The 15,840-nt window shown below is 55.0% G+C and carries 15 protein-coding genes; 13 read left to right on the top strand and 2 right to left on the bottom strand.

The window, feature by feature from the left end; translation table 11 throughout:
- The first annotated feature begins 25 nt into the window (after positions 1-25).
- Genes msbA through murB form a run of 6 tightly spaced genes read left to right on the top strand, consistent with a single transcriptional unit; the run spans position 26 to position 5,309 of the window.
- Positions 26-1,759, top strand: a complete 1,734-nt coding sequence (gene msbA / locus ACT3RU_RS04560) for a lipid A export permease/ATP-binding protein MsbA (RefSeq protein ID WP_193053774.1) — start codon at positions 26-28, stop codon at positions 1,757-1,759.
- Entirely contained in the window at positions 1,759-2,784 is a 1,026-nt protein-coding gene (gene lpxK / locus ACT3RU_RS04555; RefSeq protein WP_193056292.1) for a tetraacyldisaccharide 4'-kinase, read from the top strand. The genes msbA and lpxK overlap by 1 nt, the downstream gene beginning before the upstream one ends.
- A 13-nt stretch (positions 2,785-2,797) precedes the next feature.
- Positions 2,798-3,007 (top strand): Trm112 family protein, encoded by a 210-nt coding sequence (locus ACT3RU_RS04550; protein ID WP_172116363.1) that lies wholly within the window; start codon positions 2,798-2,800, stop codon positions 3,005-3,007.
- Positions 3,007-3,777 (top strand): 3-deoxy-manno-octulosonate cytidylyltransferase, encoded by a 771-nt coding sequence (gene kdsB / locus ACT3RU_RS04545; protein ID WP_483392523.1) that lies wholly within the window; start codon positions 3,007-3,009, stop codon positions 3,775-3,777. The genes ACT3RU_RS04550 and kdsB overlap by 1 nt, the downstream gene beginning before the upstream one ends.
- Positions 3,778-3,804: 27 nt before the next feature.
- Complete coding sequence (locus tag ACT3RU_RS04540) at positions 3,805-4,275, top strand: low molecular weight protein-tyrosine-phosphatase (protein WP_192526361.1); 471 nt, start codon at positions 3,805-3,807, stop codon at positions 4,273-4,275.
- A complete protein-coding gene (murB, locus tag ACT3RU_RS04535) occupies positions 4,272-5,309 on the top strand; it encodes a UDP-N-acetylmuramate dehydrogenase (protein ID WP_318779676.1) in 1,038 nt (345 codons plus the stop codon). Before ACT3RU_RS04540 ends, murB begins: the two co-directional genes overlap by 4 nt.
- Positions 5,310-5,379: 70 nt before the next feature.
- On the opposite strand, the gene rne is transcribed toward murB, so the two are convergent.
- Entirely contained in the window at positions 5,380-8,601 is a 3,222-nt protein-coding gene (gene rne, locus ACT3RU_RS04530; protein ID WP_192526362.1) for a ribonuclease E, read from the bottom strand.
- Between the two features lie 672 nt (positions 8,602-9,273).
- On the opposite strand from rne, the gene ACT3RU_RS04525 reads away from it, so the two are divergent.
- The 3 genes from ACT3RU_RS04525 (at position 9,274) to sppA (ending at position 12,085) form a co-directional block, all read left to right on the top strand.
- Positions 9,274-10,215 (top strand): RluA family pseudouridine synthase, encoded by a 942-nt coding sequence (locus ACT3RU_RS04525; RefSeq protein ID WP_087109302.1) that lies wholly within the window; start codon positions 9,274-9,276, stop codon positions 10,213-10,215.
- Between the two features lie 32 nt (positions 10,216-10,247).
- Positions 10,248-10,898 carry an HAD family hydrolase gene (locus ACT3RU_RS04520; protein WP_192526363.1) on the top strand — a complete coding sequence of 217 codons (651 nt, stop codon included), beginning with the start codon at positions 10,248-10,250 and terminating at the stop codon, positions 10,896-10,898.
- A gap of 62 nt (positions 10,899-10,960) precedes the next feature.
- Positions 10,961-12,085 carry a signal peptide peptidase SppA gene (gene sppA, locus ACT3RU_RS04515; RefSeq protein ID WP_192526364.1) on the top strand — a complete coding sequence of 375 codons (1,125 nt, stop codon included), beginning with the start codon at positions 10,961-10,963 and terminating at the stop codon, positions 12,083-12,085.
- Between the two features lie 8 nt (positions 12,086-12,093).
- Here the strand turns inward: sppA and ACT3RU_RS04510 are convergent, their stop codons facing one another.
- A complete protein-coding gene (locus ACT3RU_RS04510) occupies positions 12,094-12,693 on the bottom strand; it encodes a Maf family protein (protein WP_192526365.1) in 600 nt (199 codons plus the stop codon).
- 168 nt (positions 12,694-12,861) lie between these two features.
- Between ACT3RU_RS04510 and ACT3RU_RS04505 the strand changes: the two genes are divergently transcribed.
- The 4 genes from ACT3RU_RS04505 (at position 12,862) to fabD (ending at position 15,818) form a co-directional block, all read left to right on the top strand.
- Positions 12,862-13,392, top strand: coding sequence for a YceD family protein (locus ACT3RU_RS04505; RefSeq protein WP_087109293.1), 531 nt, complete (start codon positions 12,862-12,864; stop codon positions 13,390-13,392).
- A gap of 36 nt (positions 13,393-13,428) precedes the next feature.
- On the top strand, positions 13,429-13,599 hold the full coding sequence (gene rpmF / locus ACT3RU_RS04500) for a 50S ribosomal protein L32 (protein ID WP_087109291.1): 171 nt from the start codon (positions 13,429-13,431) through the stop codon (positions 13,597-13,599).
- Between the two features lie 43 nt (positions 13,600-13,642).
- A complete protein-coding gene (gene plsX / locus ACT3RU_RS04495; protein WP_087109289.1) occupies positions 13,643-14,662 on the top strand; it encodes a phosphate acyltransferase PlsX in 1,020 nt (339 codons plus the stop codon).
- Between the two features lie 196 nt (positions 14,663-14,858).
- On the top strand, positions 14,859-15,818 hold the full coding sequence (gene fabD / locus ACT3RU_RS04490; protein ID WP_192526366.1) for an ACP S-malonyltransferase: 960 nt from the start codon (positions 14,859-14,861) through the stop codon (positions 15,816-15,818).
- Positions 15,819-15,840: the final 22 nt, after the last annotated feature.

Raw genomic sequence — 15,840 nt, 5'->3', positions numbered from 1 at the left:
TTGCACACTATTGCCAGGAGCGCGTGTGACCGATTCAAGTTGGGTTATTTATAAACGGCTACTTAGCTACGTAAAACCACACTGGCAAGCATTTGGCTTGGCCGCTGTTGGGTTTGTGGTATATGCCGCATCAAGTACGGCACTTGCTGAGATGATGAAGCGGTTAATCGACGGTATCCAAAACCCTGATGCTGCTTTTCGGCTGTTTCTTCCGCTGTTTGTTATTTTGATGTTTGCTTCGCGTGGTGTAGGCACTTTTCTAAGCACCTACTATATGGCGTATGTAGGACGCTATGTGATCCACACGCTGCGCTGCGACGTTTTTGCCCACATGCTGCATCTGCCTGGACGGTTTTTTGACCAGCACTCAAGCGGTCACCTTGTTTCGCGCGTGACCTACCATGTAGAGCAAGTGGCGGGCGCTGCAACGAACGCTGTCACCGTTATTTTGCGTGAAGGCCTGTTTGTTGTGGGATTGGTGGGTTATTTGTTCTGGACGAACTGGATGCTAACCCTACTGTTTTTAGGGGTTACCCCCATTATTGGCGTGGTGGTGAGCTATGTCAGTAAGCGCTTTCGGCGTATTTCAAAACGCATACAAAGCTCGATGGGTGATGTCACTCATGTCGCTTCCGAAGGCTTGTCAGGCTACCGCGTTGTGCGCACCTACGGCGCTGAGGATTATGAAAAGCAACGGTTTGCACGGGTAAGCGAAGAGAACCGTAAACAGAGTATGAAAGAGTCAATGACGCGGGCGATAAGCTCCCCGGTTATTCTTATGCTGGTAGCGATATCCATGGCGCTGCTGGTGTGGCTGGCCATGGCGCCGGCGATAATGGCCAATATGACGCCAGGTGAGTTTGTTGCGTTTATTACCGCAGCGGCCTTGATGATCAAGCCGGTACGCCAGCTCACTGAAATTAACAGTGAAATTCAAAAAGGACTTGCCGCCGCTTCAGAGCTCTTTGGGTTGATGGATACAGCACCGGAACAAGACACCGGCCAGCGTGTGCCCAAGCGTCTAACGGGCGAGCTGATGCTCGAAAATGTTGGCTTTCGCTATGCCGACGACCAGCCAAACGTGCTGCATGACATCAATTTGCACGTCTCGCCTGGTGAGATGGTGGCGATTGTGGGTCGCTCAGGCAGCGGAAAATCAACCCTCGTTAGCCTATTACCACGCTTTTATCGTCTTAATGAAGGACGCATTTTAATCGATGGTGTGGATATTAATGAGTATGCGTTAGGCCCATTGCGTCAGCAGATTGGCTTGGTCACACAGCAAGTGACGCTCTTTAACGCCACGGTGGCCGATAATATTGCTTATGGCACGGCGAACCCTGATCGTCAGGCCGTTGAAGCTGCTGCCAAGGCGGCGTATGCCAGCGAATTTATCGATAAGCTGCCACAAGGTTATGAAACGGTGGTGGGTGAAAACGGGGTCATGCTATCGGGTGGGCAACGTCAGCGTCTGGCGATCGCCCGGGCGATTTTCAAAGATAGCCCAATATTGATTTTGGACGAGGCAACCTCCGCTCTGGATACCGAGTCTGAACGTTACATCCAAAAAGCGCTGGAGCACGTCTGCCAGGGACGCACGACACTCGTCATTGCCCATCGTCTGTCCACGATTGAGCGTGCAGATCGAATCCTGGTGATGGACCAGGGGCGTATTATTGAGCAAGGAGCGCACCAGGAGCTGCTGGACAAAGGTGGTGCCTACTCTGCGCTGTATCAACTTCAGTTTCAGGAAGCATAATGACGCTGGCGCAGCGCTGGCTTGAAGCGGGCTATCACAATAGCCCATGGCTATTGCCGCTAAGGCCATTGGGCGCGCTTTATAAGTATGTCATGGCGCGTCGTGAAGCCGCGTATGTGAGTGGCCAAAAGGCCACATGGCGTGCGCCAGTGCCGGTCATCGTGGTGGGTAATATCACCCTGGGTGGAACCGGAAAGTCGCCATTAGTGGCCTGGTTAAGCCGCTGGTTGGTTGCACAAGGTTGGACGCCGGGTATTGTCACGCGTGGCTATGGCGGTAAAGCCGAGCACTACCCGCTCCAGGTAACGCCCTCGACGGATCCCGCGCAAAGCGGTGACGAGCCGGTTATGTTGGCCCAGCAAACCTTGTTACCCGTGGTAGCAGACCCCAAGCGTGTGCGTGGCGCTCAAGCGTTGGTCGATCTCGGTTGCGATATTATTTTGAGTGACGACGGGCTGCAGCATCTGGCGCTTGAGCGAGACATTGAGATCGTGGTGATTGATGGGGCGCGAGGGTTGGGTAATCGTCGCTGCCTGCCTGCGGGGCCACTGCGTGAGTCGCCCGAACGTTTAGCGCGTGTAGATGCGGTGGTTGTTAATGGTGAAATAGCGAATGGTGAAATAGCGAAGGGAGACATGCGCCAATCACTTTCGGTGAGCGCCACTTCCATGCAGCTAATGCCGATAAGTTGGCGGCGCCTAAATGATGGCAAGCGCTTTCCGCTGACACCGCTACCTTTTAGCGTGCCGGTGTTTGGCGTGGCCGGTATCGGACACCCCGCGCGCTTTTTTACTACATTGCGTGATTTAGGCGTAAACGGTGAGATGCTGGCGTTGGCAGACCATCAGCGTTTTAGTGCGGATATATTTACTCCGGCGAAACAGCGGCCCGTGGTCATGACCGCCAAAGATGCGGTGAAATGCATGGGAATTGCGCCACCCAATAGCTGGATATTAGAAGTGGAGGCAACGCTTCCATTAGAATTTGAACATTGGCTGGCAGCCAGGCTGTCAGCCCTGTCCTGAAGGGGATGCATAAATGGATAAGGAACTGCTGGCAATGCTGGTTTGCCCGTTATGTAACGGCAAGCTTAAGTACGACCGCGAAGCGCAGGAACTGGTTTGTCTTTATGACGGTCTAGCGTATCCGATACAAGAAGGTATCCCGGTTATGCTGCCTGAGGAAGCCCGGGTAATGGACGCTGACGAAAAGCTCCCAACCTCGCCAGGTCGCACGGGAGACCTGTAATGGCGTTTCCTGCATTTATAGCCGTTGTGCCTGCCCGCTATGGTTCAACCCGGTTGCCAGGTAAGCCACTGCTGGATATTGCTGGTGAGCCTATGGTCGCCCATGTGTGGCGGCGTGCCTGTCAAAGCCAGGCGGCTCGTGTCGTTGTTGCGACCGATGATGAACGTATCCGTGATGCGATGCTGCCGTATGGGGCTGAGGTCGTCATGACGCGCGATGATCACGCCTCGGGGACGGATCGGCTTGCCGAAGTTGCCCAGAGCCTTTCTTTGGGTGAAGACGAACTAGTGGTGAATGTGCAGGGTGACGAGCCGCTCATTCCGCCCGCGTTAATTGATCAGGTGGCACTGCGCTTAGCTGATGACGCAGAAGCCTCCATTGCGACGTTGGCTGAGCCGATTAACGATGTAGCATCACTCTTTAATCCCAACGTGGTCAAAGTAGTGCGCTCACTGCAGGGGCGGGCGCTGTATTTCTCACGTGCGCCCATCCCCTGGGATCGTGAGCAGTTCAAGCAGCAGCCTGCACTGCTTGAAACGGATGCATGGCTGCGCCATATCGGGATTTATGCCTACCGCGCGAGCTTTCTAGCCGCCTACCGGGACTGGCCGGCCTCAATGCTGGAGCAGTTAGAGCAGCTTGAACAGCTGCGCGCTTTGCAGAATGGCCATTTAATTCAGGTGGCGTTGGCGTGTGAGGTTAACCCAGCAGGTGTCGACACGGCGGAAGATTTAGCTCATGTTCGCGCTCTGTTAGCGCCATCTGGTTAATACTTTTCAACGTACAGGGAGCGCGTTGTGACGCGGGTACTTTTTGTCTGTTTAGGGAATATTTGTCGCTCGCCCACTGCCGAGGGCCTTTTTCAACGCGCGTTGAAAAACGCAGGTATGAGTGAACGTGTCAGTATTGACTCTTGCGGAGTAGGCGCTTGGCACATCGGGAAAGCACCCGATTCGCGCGCTCAATCAGCAGCCAAGCGGCGAGGTATTGACCTGAGCCAGCTATGTGCCCGGCAGCTGACCCCAGAAGATTTTCTGGATTTCGATTATGTACTGGGCATGGATAACGATAACCTGCGGGCAATGCGTGCCTTAAAACCTGCCGAAAGCAACGCTTATGTCGGGCTTTTTCTGGAGTTCTCTGGAACGCCGGGAGCAGAGGTTCCAGACCCTTACTATGGCGGTGAACAGGGGTTTGAAAACGTGCTTGATATGATTGAAACGGCGTCACAAGGTTTAATCCAGCACCTGAAAAGTGACCGCGTGTGACAGCTTCAGCCCTTAAAAACTCGGCTTGTACCATTAACGAACACGTGGATCTTTCATCGTCCAATACGTTACGTTTGCCCTGCGTGGCTGATTATTACGCTGAACCCACCACGCTAGGCGCCTTACGCGCTACGCTTGCTATCGCCCATCATAAGCGCTGGCCGGTAACGCTTTTGGGCGGAGGGAGCAACGTGCTTTTGCCGCCGCGCTTAACAGGGATTACGATACGCCCGGCACTACGACAGTGGTGGCTGACCTCGGCGGGTAATAATGTGCTGGCGCATGTGGGGGCTGGCGTTAACTGGCATGCACTGGTGCTCAATATGACGGCCCGAGGGCTCTGGGGAATTGAGAACCTGGCGCTGATTCCGGGTGATTGTGGCGCAGCCCCCGTGCAAAACATCGGTGCCTATGGCGTTGAGCTCGCCGATAGCCTTCAGACCGTGCAGATCATGGAGATTGCGACAGGAAGAACGCGTTGGCTTGAGAATGCTGAGTGTACGTTTGGCTACCGCGACAGCCTTTTCAAGGGTGTGCTGTGTGATCGTGTCGTGATTACTCGGCTGGTATTGCGGCTTTCCAGGCAGCCCGCACCGAAGGTTCACTATGGCGATCTTGCCTCGCGCTTGCCGAATGCGCCCACCCCGTTGGATGTTGCAGAGGCAGTGGCCGCTATTCGCCAGGAAAAATTACCTGACCCAAGGCAGCTTGCCAATGCAGGCAGTTTTTTCAAGAATCCCATTGTTTCAGATCAGCAGGGGCAGGCGCTATTGGCCCGCTATCCTGACATGCCGCATTTCCCTTTAGGCGAAGGAAAGACCAAGTTGGCGGCCGGTTGGTTGATTGATCAGTGCGGTCTTAAAGGCGTATGTGAAGGCGCATTTGGCGTGCATGACCGCCAGGCGTTAGTGTTGGTTCATTTGGGCGGCGGCGACCGTAAGGGATTGCTGCGCTTTGCAGGCAAGATTATCGACCATGTGCATGCTCGTTTTAACGTACGGCTGGAGCCAGAGCCACGTTTGGTTCAAGGCTGATAAATGTGTGAGCACTGACGCATAAAAAACCCCGCCGAGGCGGGGTTTGGTTTTTTGCGCAGTCAGCAAATTACTCTTTGCTGGCTTCTTGTGCCTGCTTGCGCAGCTCACGAGGATCGTTATGCGCACGGGTACGGCGACGACGCGGCTTGGGTGCTTCTTCAGCCACTTCTTCGGCGATAGGTGCGTCTACCGATTTAGCGGCGTGTGGCGCAACGTCAGCGGTAGTGTCGTCAGTCTGTGCATCTGCCTGGGGTACGTTATCCGCAGGTGTTCTGCTTTCTACGGATTCCTGAACAGGTGTAGCGTCTGCCAACTCATTTACCGGTGCCAACTGTTGGGGTTCATCGGCAACGCCGCTTTCGGCCAATTCAGTGGGCGATGGCGCGAGCGTAGTATCGGCGTCGCTACTTGCGTCGCTTTCGAGCTTTTCATCGATCTGGTGCGGAAGAGATATGACATCGTCACTCTTCAGTTCATCTGCCGTTTTCGGCTCATCTTCCGTGACCGGTGCGCTTTCAGGCTCGGCAGCTGCGGGCGTCTCTTGCTGGGCCGGTGCTGTTGCTTCAGCTGGCGCATCGTCATGCTCGGCGACTTTCGGAGAGGGCTGTTCCGCTTTAAGTGTTTCGGCGGGTTCAACTGCCGCTACCGGAGTCGTTTCGTCAGCAGCGCTAACGCCGGTATTTTCCGCGTCTTGAGGCTTGGCACTTTCCTGAGCTGCTTCCTGAGCTGGTGCTTGAGATGGTGCTTGAGATGGTGCTTGAGAGAGTTCCTGAACGGTTTCCTGAGTGTTTTCCTCAGCGGTCGCTTGGTGCGATTGGCTGTCAGCGTGATTGCTATCCGCAATGCTGCTGGAAGGCGAAGCCTCGGCTTGCGTTTCAGGCAACTGAACAGAGGCTTGAGAAAGACTTTCGTGAGCTACTTCCTGCTTCGGCGCTTCAGTTTCGGGCGTTTCCGTCGCTGGGGCCGTGGCGCTTGCGTGCGTTGCCTCTTCGGCTGCTTGGGCCTGCAGTTTTAACTGCTCGGCTTCCGCCTGAGGGCTAACCGCCTGCTTGCGTGAACGGTTGCGCGGGTTGTTGCGCGTACGTTTCGGCTTGCCATCATCCTGAGCAGTTGGCTGCTCTGCGTCGTTGTGTGCAGCCTCTTTTGCAGGTTTATTGTCGCGCTGAGCATCTCGACGCGACTCTTTTTGAGGCGCCTTCTTCGATGTGTCAAGATTTTCGTCTTTTGCGGGAGATGCCTCTTTCTGACTCTGGCGGCTGTTTTTGCTGCCACTCTCCTGCGCTTTAGCATCGTCCTGCTGCTGGTTCCGGCGACGATTGCGAGTGCGAGAAGGGCCACTGCGCTTATCGTTGGCTTCTTCGCTGACATCGGCATTGGCATTTCGCGACGGTGTTTGCCGCTGATCTGCCTTGCTGTTTTCGGTGCGCTCGCTACGGGCAGGACGCTGTTTCGTCTCACTGCCTAATGGGGCCGGTTTCTGTTGGCTGCGTTCGGCTTGTTTACGTGGCGCAGGTGCTGCTGGCTTGCTAGTAGGGGCTTCGGCTGCGCTGTTGTCATCGCTGCCCAGTAGCTTTGCAAACCCGCGGATAAAGCGCCCAATAACGCTGGGTTGCTCATCATTGGTTGTGGGCGCGGTGGCCTTGGCTGCTGCTGGCTCATCCGTCTGTAGCGAGGCGGGTGCGGGTGCATTATGAGCAATGCTCTTAACTGCCGCTTCAGCGCGCTGTGTGGGCGGCGCGAAGTTGGGGTTGGGCTCTTTACCTACTTCGGTATCGGTAGATAGCTCGAAGCTTGACAGTGTTTGTGTGTCATCTTCATCTATATGATCATCGCGTAAACGCTGCACGTCATAATGAGGCGTATGCATTTCCGGGTTAGGTAGCAGTACAACGCGTACCCCTTGGCGCGACTCAATATCGGCCAGTACGCTACGTTTTTCATTGAGCAGGTAGGTAGCGACAGGTACTGGCAGAATCGCGCGGATTTGTGCGCTACGCTCTTTCATGGCCTCTTCTTCGATAAGGCGCATAATCGAGAGTGAAAGCGAGCGTACATCACGGATGGTGCCTTGGCCGATACAGCGCGGGCAGACCACGCCGCTGGTTTCGCCTAGTGAAGGACGCAGGCGCTGGCGTGACATCTCCATCAAGCCAAAGCGTGAAATGCGACCAATCTGTACCCGTGCGCGGTCAAGCTTCAAGGCATCGCGCATGCGGTTTTCGACTTCGCGCTGATTGCGTGCCGGACCCATGTCGATAAAGTCGATCACCACCAGGCCGCCAATATCACGAAGGCGCAGCTGGCGGGCGATTTCATCGGCCGCTTCAGAGTTGGTCTGAAGGGCGGTTTCTTCAATATCGCTGCCGCGGGTCGCCCGGGCGGAGTTGATATCGATTGAAACCAGTGCTTCGGTGTGGTCGATAACGATCGAGCCGCCAGACGGGAGTTTTACCTCACGCTGATAGGCTGTTTCGATTTGGGACTCGATTTGAAAGCGTGAGAAAAGCGGCACTTCATCCGCATAGAGTTTGATTTTTTGCTGATACGAAGGCATTACCTGGCGGATAAAGCCTAGCGCTTCAGCATGAATCTCAGGGCTGTCAATGAGCACTTCGCCGATATCCTGGCGTAGGTAATCCCGCATGGCCCGGATAATAACGTTGGATTCGCGGTAAATCAGGAACGGAGCAGGGCGCTTGGCGGCCTCCGTGGTGATTGATTCCCACACCTGAGCCAGATAATCCAGGTCCCACTGAAGTTCTTCGGGATTACGACCAATGCCCGCCGTACGCACGATGAGACCCATTTTGTCAGGTACGGTGAGCTGACCCATGGCGTCTTTTAGCTGGCTGCGCTCTTCACCCTCAATGCGGCGAGAAATACCGCCTGCACGAGGGTTGTTGGGCATAAGCACCAAAAAGCGGCCTGCCAGGCTAATGAAGGTCGTTAAGGCTGCGCCTTTGTTGCCGCGCTCTTCCTTGTCCACCTGCACGATAACTTCCTGACCCTCTTTCAGTACCTCTTTGATACTGGGGCGGCCAGATACATCTTTGATAAAGTATTCGCGGGAGATTTCCTTGAGCGGTAGAAAGCCATGGCGTTCTGCGCCAAAGTCAACGAAGGCCGCTTCAAGGGAAGGTTCCACGCGGGTAATCTTGCCGCGGTAAATATTGGCTTTTTTCTGCTCTCGTGCACCTGATTCAATATCCAAATCGTACAGGCGTTGTCCATCAACCAGCGCGACCCGAAGCTCTTCGGGTTGGGTCGCATTGATAAGCATCCGTTTCATGTTGTCTCGCATAGCGTTGTGCACCGACGGACCGTCTAAGGAGTGACGTAGACGAATCGGTGGGTGCTGCGTGCTTGTGCTCGGCGCATGGTTATGCTGACGCGGCAAGCCAGGAAGGTTTTAACCGACCCGGCTGACAGGTTGAGTACGTGGCGGAGGCAGGACGTGTTTCGGTGGCTGTCACGTCCATCCGGCCCTGCTGACACCGCCTACACCTAGCATTCATCGATTCGTCAACGCCGGCCGTCGGCACAGCGTTGAACTTGTCGCCCAGAAGTGGCCAGCGCCTTGTGACGAAAAGGCGGGGCAGTTCTGAGCGTGGCGTTTTATTCAGCATTCGCTTGCCGTTTTAGGCCAAGCGTTAGCAAATCTGTCGACATCATACGGGCGACAGAGTGACTGCATTTAATACGTTAAGATTCGGGCAATGCGTACACTGGCGCCGCTTCTTGTGCTCAGGCCTGCGTGTTAGTCGGGCAGGCGCTTTTAGCTAAACGTGGTAGTAGCTCTTGTGAAAACAGTAATACTCGACAAGCTGCCCACGCTTAGTAGTGAACGATTTGGAATATAACAGTAAAGACAACTACCAGCAATTGACGCAATGCCCTTGGGTCTACGTTAGAATGCCGTTTTTAGCCTGGCATCATAGAGACACAGCAGGAGTGCGCGGCAATGGCCGAAGGGCGTGAAGTACAGTGGGTGGATATCGCCCCGGAACAGGCAGGTCAAAGAATTGACAATTTTTTGATGACTCGCCTGAAAGGTGCTCCTAGAGCATTGATATACCGCATCGTACGTAAAGGTGAAGTGCGGGTTAATAAAAAGCGCGTCAAGGTGGACTATCGTCTCCAGGCGGGTGACCTGGTTCGGGTGCCGCCATTACGTTTGGCGCCGCGTGAGGCGGTGAAGGAAGTCAGCGATAATTTGCGTGACGTGTTAGTAGGTAGCGTCATTATGGAAGGCCCTGACTGGATGGTGCTTAATAAGCCTTCTGGCTTGGCGGTGCATGGGGGGAGCGGGGTTAAAATCGGGTTGATTGAAGCACTGCGTCAGGTGCGGGATGATTTGAGCTTTTTGGAGCTTGTTCATCGGCTTGATCGCGATACCTCTGGCTGCTTGTTGCTGGCGAAGTCTCGTGATGCCTTGGTGACACTTAACGAGTCGTTAAAAAAACATGGTATGGACAAGCGCTATCTGGCGCTAGTGAGTGGTCGCTGGCCTGCACGTAAAACCTATGAGAGCGCGCGTCTTGACCGGTTCGACGCAGGCAACGGTGAGCGTAGAGTGCGGGTGGATCCAAACGGCAAGGTATCGCGCACCCATTTTGCGGTTGTTGAAACCTTTGAGAAAGCCACGCTGATTGAAGCCGAGCCGGTGACCGGACGAACACATCAAATTCGCGTTCATGCGACTCATGCGGGGCATGCGCTGCTTGGGGATGATAAGTACTCGACACGTGAAAGTGCGCACTTGACGAAACAGCTAGGCGTTAGCCGTCTGTTTCTGCATGCCCGCTCGCTAACGTTTCCGGAACCTACCAACGGCCGCCCAGTGACCGTTAAGGCGCCGTTGCCAGAAGTTCTGGAAGACGTGCTCAAGCGTGCTCGGCAATAAATGCACGGGCAGTGAAGTAATAAGGGGCGGTAATGCGTTACGAGCTGATTATTTTTGATTGGGACGGCACCCTGATGGATTCGGTGTCGAAAATTGTTGCCTGCATGCAGGCAGCGGCCCAAGAGGCAGAGTGGGGCGAGCTGGACGTCGCGGCAATTAGAGATATTATCGGCCTGGGACTCCCTGAAGCCATCGCCAAGCTGTGCCCGGGCATCGGTCCTGCTCAGGCCGAACGCTTGCGTCAGCGCTATGCACATCAGTTTGTGCATGGGAACACAACGCCCATGCCGTTTTTTAATGGGGTCGAGGCGCAAGTGGCGCGCCTTCGCGAGCGCGAACAGCAGCGTTTGGCCGTTGCCACGGGTAAAAGCCGTCGTGGCCTTGACCGGGTTTTCACTGAAACGGGAAGTGGGAGCTGGTTTCATGCTAGTCGCACCGCAGATGAAACACGTTCAAAGCCACACCCGCAAATGCTGAATGAGTTGCTTCTAGAGCTTGACGTTCCTGTGGGGCGTGCGGTGATGGTAGGCGATACTGAATATGATTTGGAAATGGCGCGGGCCATCGGCATGGATCGTGTGGCAGTAACTTACGGTGTTCATACGCCAGAGCGGCTAGCGGCAAGCCAGCCCAAGTGGGTCGCTCATAACGTTGAAGATCTTTTTGGCTGGCTGCATGGATAGAGGATGCGACGTTGGGTGGATGGTCAATCATCTAGCGTCCCTAAACTCAAGAAGGATGATATATGAGTGATGATTGGCGCCGCAGTGATAGCCGCGGGTACCAACAGTCTGCGGACAACCCTACGCCTGATCATTCAAGTCAGGATCGCTGGACACAGGGCCCGGACGTGGCGGCTTATAAAGATGAGGCTGCTACGGTGGGGGCGGCAGGCGATGATGCTGAAACGCTACGTGAGCGGCAGCGCTTGGCTCAGGTTGAAATGATGGATCGCTGGATTGGTGGCGTGTTAACGGAGCAGCGCCGTACACGGCGTTGGAAGTTGTTTTTCCGTTTCATGACGCTCTTTTTGATACTGGCGTTCGTCGCGACCGTTGTATATAACGCCTTTTGGGCGACAACGGGCGATGCGTCTACCCTGCAGCGTCACTTAGGCATCGTAGACGTTAATGGCGTTATCGCCAGTGACGCTCCAGCAAATGCCGAGCGTATCATTCAGGGGCTAAACCGCGCCTGGGAATCCGATAATGTCGAAGCCGTTGTGCTGCACATTGATAGCCCTGGTGGTAGCCCGGTTCAATCGCAGCGTATTTATGCGGAAATCATGCGCCTGCGCGAACAGGGTGATAAGCCGATTCTGGCGGTTATCGAGGATATCGGTGCGAGTGGGGCGTATTATATCGCCTCGGCAGCAGATGAAATTATTGCTTCACCGGCAAGCCTGGTGGGCTCGATTGGGGTTATTTATGCAGGGTTTGGCTTTCAGGATGCGATCAGCCAGATAGGTGTGGAGCGCCGTGTGTTAACGGCGGGCGAGAATAAGGCATTTTTGGATCCGTTTCAGCCGCTTGATGAAGAAGCGCAGGTATTCTGGCAGAGTGTTTTAACGCAAACACATCAGCAATTTATGGATGACGTTCGTGCTGGGCGAGGCGATCGGCTAAGCGATCAGCCCGATATATTCTCTGGGCTTATCTGGAGCGGCGAGCAGGCGCTTGAGCTTGGCTTGGTGGACCAACTGGCAAGTCTGGAAGAAGTGGCGCGTGATCAGGTGGGTGAGGCGAGTTGGGAAGATTACACGCCGCGCCTTGATCCGTTTGATCGGCTGACGCGACGCTTTACTCAAGTGGCGGCGGAGGTGCTTGGCTTTAAGGCGCCTAACTCGCCGCTACGCTACCAGGCACAATAAGCCTGACGTTAACCGTCGAGTGGGTCCATGCCCACTTGACGCAGCATGCTACATAGCGCAATAAGCGGAAGTCCGATCAGTGCATTCGGGTCGCGCCCTTCTAACGCTTCAAACAGCGTGATGCCTAATCCTTCCATTCGAAAGCTGCCAGCGCTGTCCAATGGTTGCTCAAGGGCGACATAGCGCTCAATTTCGCGTGTGGTTAGCGGCCGAAAGACAACGTCGAAAGGCTCTATATGGGTATAGTGACGTTGCCTTTGGGTATCAAGCAGCGCTAAGCCGGTTAAAAAGGTAACGCGCTGACCTGAAAAGCGCGCCAGGTTGGCGCAAGCGCGTTCCTGCGTGTGAGGCTTGCCCAGTATGTCGCCTTCAAAGAGCGCTACCTGGTCTGAACCGATGATGTAGTGATTGGGGAAGTGGGGCGCCACGGCGTTGGCTTTGCTGAGCGCTAAACGATGCACAAGCGCCTTGGGGGACTCATTGGCACGAGGTGTTTCGTCAATATCGGGTGAATAGCACTGATAGGGAAGCTGTAAGCGTTCCAACAGCTCTCGTCGCCAGCGCGAACTTGAGCCCAGCACCAGCGATGCGTTTTGAGTAAGCGGCACGCCATTTCTCCTAAGCGATTTGGAATAAAAAGGGAGTGTAGCGAAAGCCAGCGAGCGTGCCTAATTTGCTGGTTTGGGCGATAAGTCATGGGGAAATGTGCGATAAACCATGAAGAATTGTGTTGAAGCTTTGACACCAGCGGGGGGAGTGCCTATCATTGCGCGCCTATGTTGACCTCACAACTCCCCAGCCGGGTTGAGCCTTATAAGCTTGCAGCCCGCCGCGAACGACTAGAAGGCGTAGTGGCACTGAATTCGTTGCCACGGCTTGCCGAAGAGGCAGGTGACCAAACAGGCGACTGTCATGTTGTCCTTGAGTTTGGTGTGGATGCCCAAGGTCGTCGTGAAATTCGTGGCCATTTGCAAGCGACACTGGCATTGCCATGTCGTCGTTGCCTGGTGCCGCTGAGCCAAGACGTGTCCAGTGATTTCCTGCTTGGAATGATCAGTGACGAGGCCTTGGCCGCCGAGCTGCCTGCCAGTCATGAACCGGTGCTGGTGGAAAAAGAACAGCTGGATCTACTAACGGTAGTTGAGGATGAACTTATCCTCAGTCTGCCGCAGGTGGTCTATCACGATGAGACCGAATGCCATGTCTCGGCGGAGCAGCTGGTCAGCAAGACAGACGGCACGTCAGAAGAAGCGACGCCGGCCACGAACCCTTTCGCAGTGCTTAATGCCTTAAAGGGCAAAAAGTAAGCGTTATTTACCCTACACACCCTGGAGTAAACACCCATGGCAGTTCAAAAGAACCGTAAGACTCGTTCCAAGCGCGGTATGCGTCGTAGCCACGACGCGCTGAGCGCGCCGACGCTGTCTCAGGACAAAGAAACCGGTACAACGCACCTGCGTCACCACGTCGCTGCAGATGGTTTCTACCGTGGTCGCAAGGTGGTTGAGGTATAAGCCTTAACTATCTTGTTAAGCGGCCAAGTAGAGTGGGTGCTGCATGCGCCTAGCGATTGATGTGATGGGAGGCGATCAAGGCTCCCATGCGGTTATCGAAGGCTCTGCAAGAGCAGTGATTGAACATCCTGGTCTTGAATTGACTCTGTTTGGTCCGCGTCAGCAAATTATTGCTGAGCTTTCACGCTTGCCGCAGCCTTTGGCTGCGGCAGCGTCACGTTTAGCGGTTAGTGATGCCCCTTTAAGCATCTCTCAGGCATCAAGTGCTGCCTGGGCGCTTAGGCACGGCCAGGCGAGTAGTATGGCGTGTATGCTGCGAAGCCTTCGGCTGGGTGAGTCAGTTGCTGGAGTAAGCGCGGGCAATACGGCTGCGTTGGTGGCTCTTGCTCGTCGTGAACTGGGAACGCTTAAAGGTATTTCGCGCCCTGCCATTAGTACTGCGATTCCGGCCCGTTACGGTCGCCGCTGCTACTTACTGGATTTAGGGGCGAACGTGGATTCACCCGCGCACCGGTTGGTTGATTTTGCCGTCATGGGTGCTGCGATGGCACAGTGTGTCGATAATGTAAGCCTGCCCCGTGTTGCGCTGCTTAATGTGGGGGCGGAAGCCACAAAGGGGAGTGCTAATGTGCGCGAAGCAGACCGGCTTCTGCGCGAATATCCTGATGCGTCCGCCTTTGCCTATCACGGGTATGCCGAAGGTGGTGATCTTTTTGAAGGCAAGCTTGATGTGGTTGTGTGTGATGGCTTTGTCGGGAATGCCGTACTCAAAGCAAGCGAAGGTTTGACTCGTATGCTGGTTGAGCGTGTCCAAATGGCGTTTGAATCGCGTCTAAGCGGTCGTTTGGCAAGTCTACTGGCCAAGCCTGTGTTGCGCTATCTAAAGCAAGAATTAAACCCTGTGCGCTACAATGGAGCAAGCCTGCTTGGTTTGAAGGGCATCGTGGTGAAAAGCCATGGTGGTACCCAGGCAGAGGGTTTTTACTATGCGATCCAGCGCGCTGTACGTGAAGTGGAGCATAATCTGCCCGCGCGTATGGCAGGGCGTTGGGAGCGCCGTTAATACAATTTTCAGCTATTAAGAAAGGCGCCCATGTGTGCACCATGGTGTAGGGTATGGGTGCAGAGTGCTACTAGGTAAAGTGCTCGATAATAATAGGTTAGAACTTATTTTGCGGGCTATTGGTGACAGCAGGATGTACCCATAGCCACGCCTATCGCTCAAATGAGCAAATGCCTAAAGAGCAAAGGTGAACGACATGTCTCAACCCCTTGCCCTCATTTTTCCCGGGCAAGGCTCTCAGCAGCTTGGAATGCTGCGTGAGCTAGCCGAACGCTATAGTGTAGTGGGAACAACATTTGAGGAAGCTTCGGATGCACTTGGTTACGACTTGTGGAAAGTCGTCCAGGAAGGCCCCGAGGCCACGCTAAACGCGACCGCTTGCACGCAGCCTGCGCTGCTTTCTGCTAGTGTTGCAATTTGGCGGGTGTGGCAGGAGCTTGAAGGGCCTCGACCTACTGTCATGGCCGGGCATAGCCTGGGTGAATATAGCGCCATGGTGTGTGCGGGCGTGATGGGCTTTGCTGAAGGCGTTCAACTGGTTCGCCTTCGTGGCGAAGCCATGCAGGACGCAGTGCCGGTCGGTGAGGGCGGTATGGCGGCTATTCTCGGCTTGGAGGATAATGCGGTTGAAGCCGCTTGCGCCAGTGCTGCGCAGGGAGATATTGTTTCGGCCGTTAATTATAATTCACCGGGCCAGGTCGTGATTGCTGGAAGTGCCGCTGCGGTTGAGCGGGCGATTGTGGCGTGTCAGGAGGCGGGTGCCAAGCGTGCAATGGCGCTACCGGTTTCGGTGCCTTCACATTGTGAACTGATGCGTCCAGCAGCCGAGCGTTTGGCCGCCGCTATGGAAAGTGTCGAATTTCGAGCGCCACGTTACACGGTTATTCAAAACGTAGATGCGCAGGCGCATGCCGACATTGATACGCTGCGTACGCGGTTGATCGAACAGCTTTATCAACCGGTGCGTTGGGCAGCATGCGTTGAAGCCATGGCTGCTCAGTCTGTTAATGTGTTTATTGAGTGTGGCCCAGGTAAAGTGCTGACAGGGCTTAACAAGCGCATTGTCCGTGGTGCTAAAGGGTTGGCAGTCAATGACCCTGACAGCTTGGATGCGGCGCTTGAGCTGGCACGTGAAGCGCAGGCTAGTGACGCCTAGTTAGCCGAAATTTTCGCTATCC

This window comes from Halomonas sp. TP35, assembly GCF_052375975.1.
In the GTDB taxonomy this organism is placed as follows: Bacteria; Pseudomonadota; Gammaproteobacteria; order Pseudomonadales; family Halomonadaceae; genus Vreelandella; species Vreelandella citrativorans.
Note: the sequence above shows the minus strand (reverse complement) of the source record. Positions and strands in the feature narration are given on the sequence as shown.

What these genes read in the sequence shown, in the direction of transcription:
- lpxK (WP_193056292.1), top strand. Translation starts at nt 1,759, where the DNA reads ATGACGCTGGCGCAGCGCTGGCTTGAAGCGGGCTATCACAATAGCCCA.
- ACT3RU_RS04550 (WP_172116363.1), top strand. Translation starts at nt 2,798, where the DNA reads ATGGATAAGGAACTGCTGGCAATGCTGGTTTGCCCGTTATGTAACGGC.
- kdsB (WP_483392523.1), top strand. Translation starts at nt 3,007, where the DNA reads ATGGCGTTTCCTGCATTTATAGCCGTTGTGCCTGCCCGCTATGGTTCA.
- rne (WP_192526362.1), bottom strand. Translation starts at nt 8,601, where the DNA reads ATGAAACGGATGCTTATCAATGCGACCCAACCCGAAGAGCTTCGGGTC.
- ACT3RU_RS04525 (WP_087109302.1), top strand. Translation starts at nt 9,274, where the DNA reads ATGGCCGAAGGGCGTGAAGTACAGTGGGTGGATATCGCCCCGGAACAG.
- ACT3RU_RS04520 (WP_192526363.1), top strand. Translation starts at nt 10,248, where the DNA reads ATGCGTTACGAGCTGATTATTTTTGATTGGGACGGCACCCTGATGGAT.
- sppA (WP_192526364.1), top strand. Translation starts at nt 10,961, where the DNA reads ATGAGTGATGATTGGCGCCGCAGTGATAGCCGCGGGTACCAACAGTCT.
- ACT3RU_RS04505 (WP_087109293.1), top strand. Translation starts at nt 12,862, where the DNA reads ATGTTGACCTCACAACTCCCCAGCCGGGTTGAGCCTTATAAGCTTGCA.
- rpmF (WP_087109291.1), top strand. Translation starts at nt 13,429, where the DNA reads ATGGCAGTTCAAAAGAACCGTAAGACTCGTTCCAAGCGCGGTATGCGT.
- plsX (WP_087109289.1), top strand. Translation starts at nt 13,643, where the DNA reads ATGCGCCTAGCGATTGATGTGATGGGAGGCGATCAAGGCTCCCATGCG.
- fabD (WP_192526366.1), top strand. Translation starts at nt 14,859, where the DNA reads ATGTCTCAACCCCTTGCCCTCATTTTTCCCGGGCAAGGCTCTCAGCAG.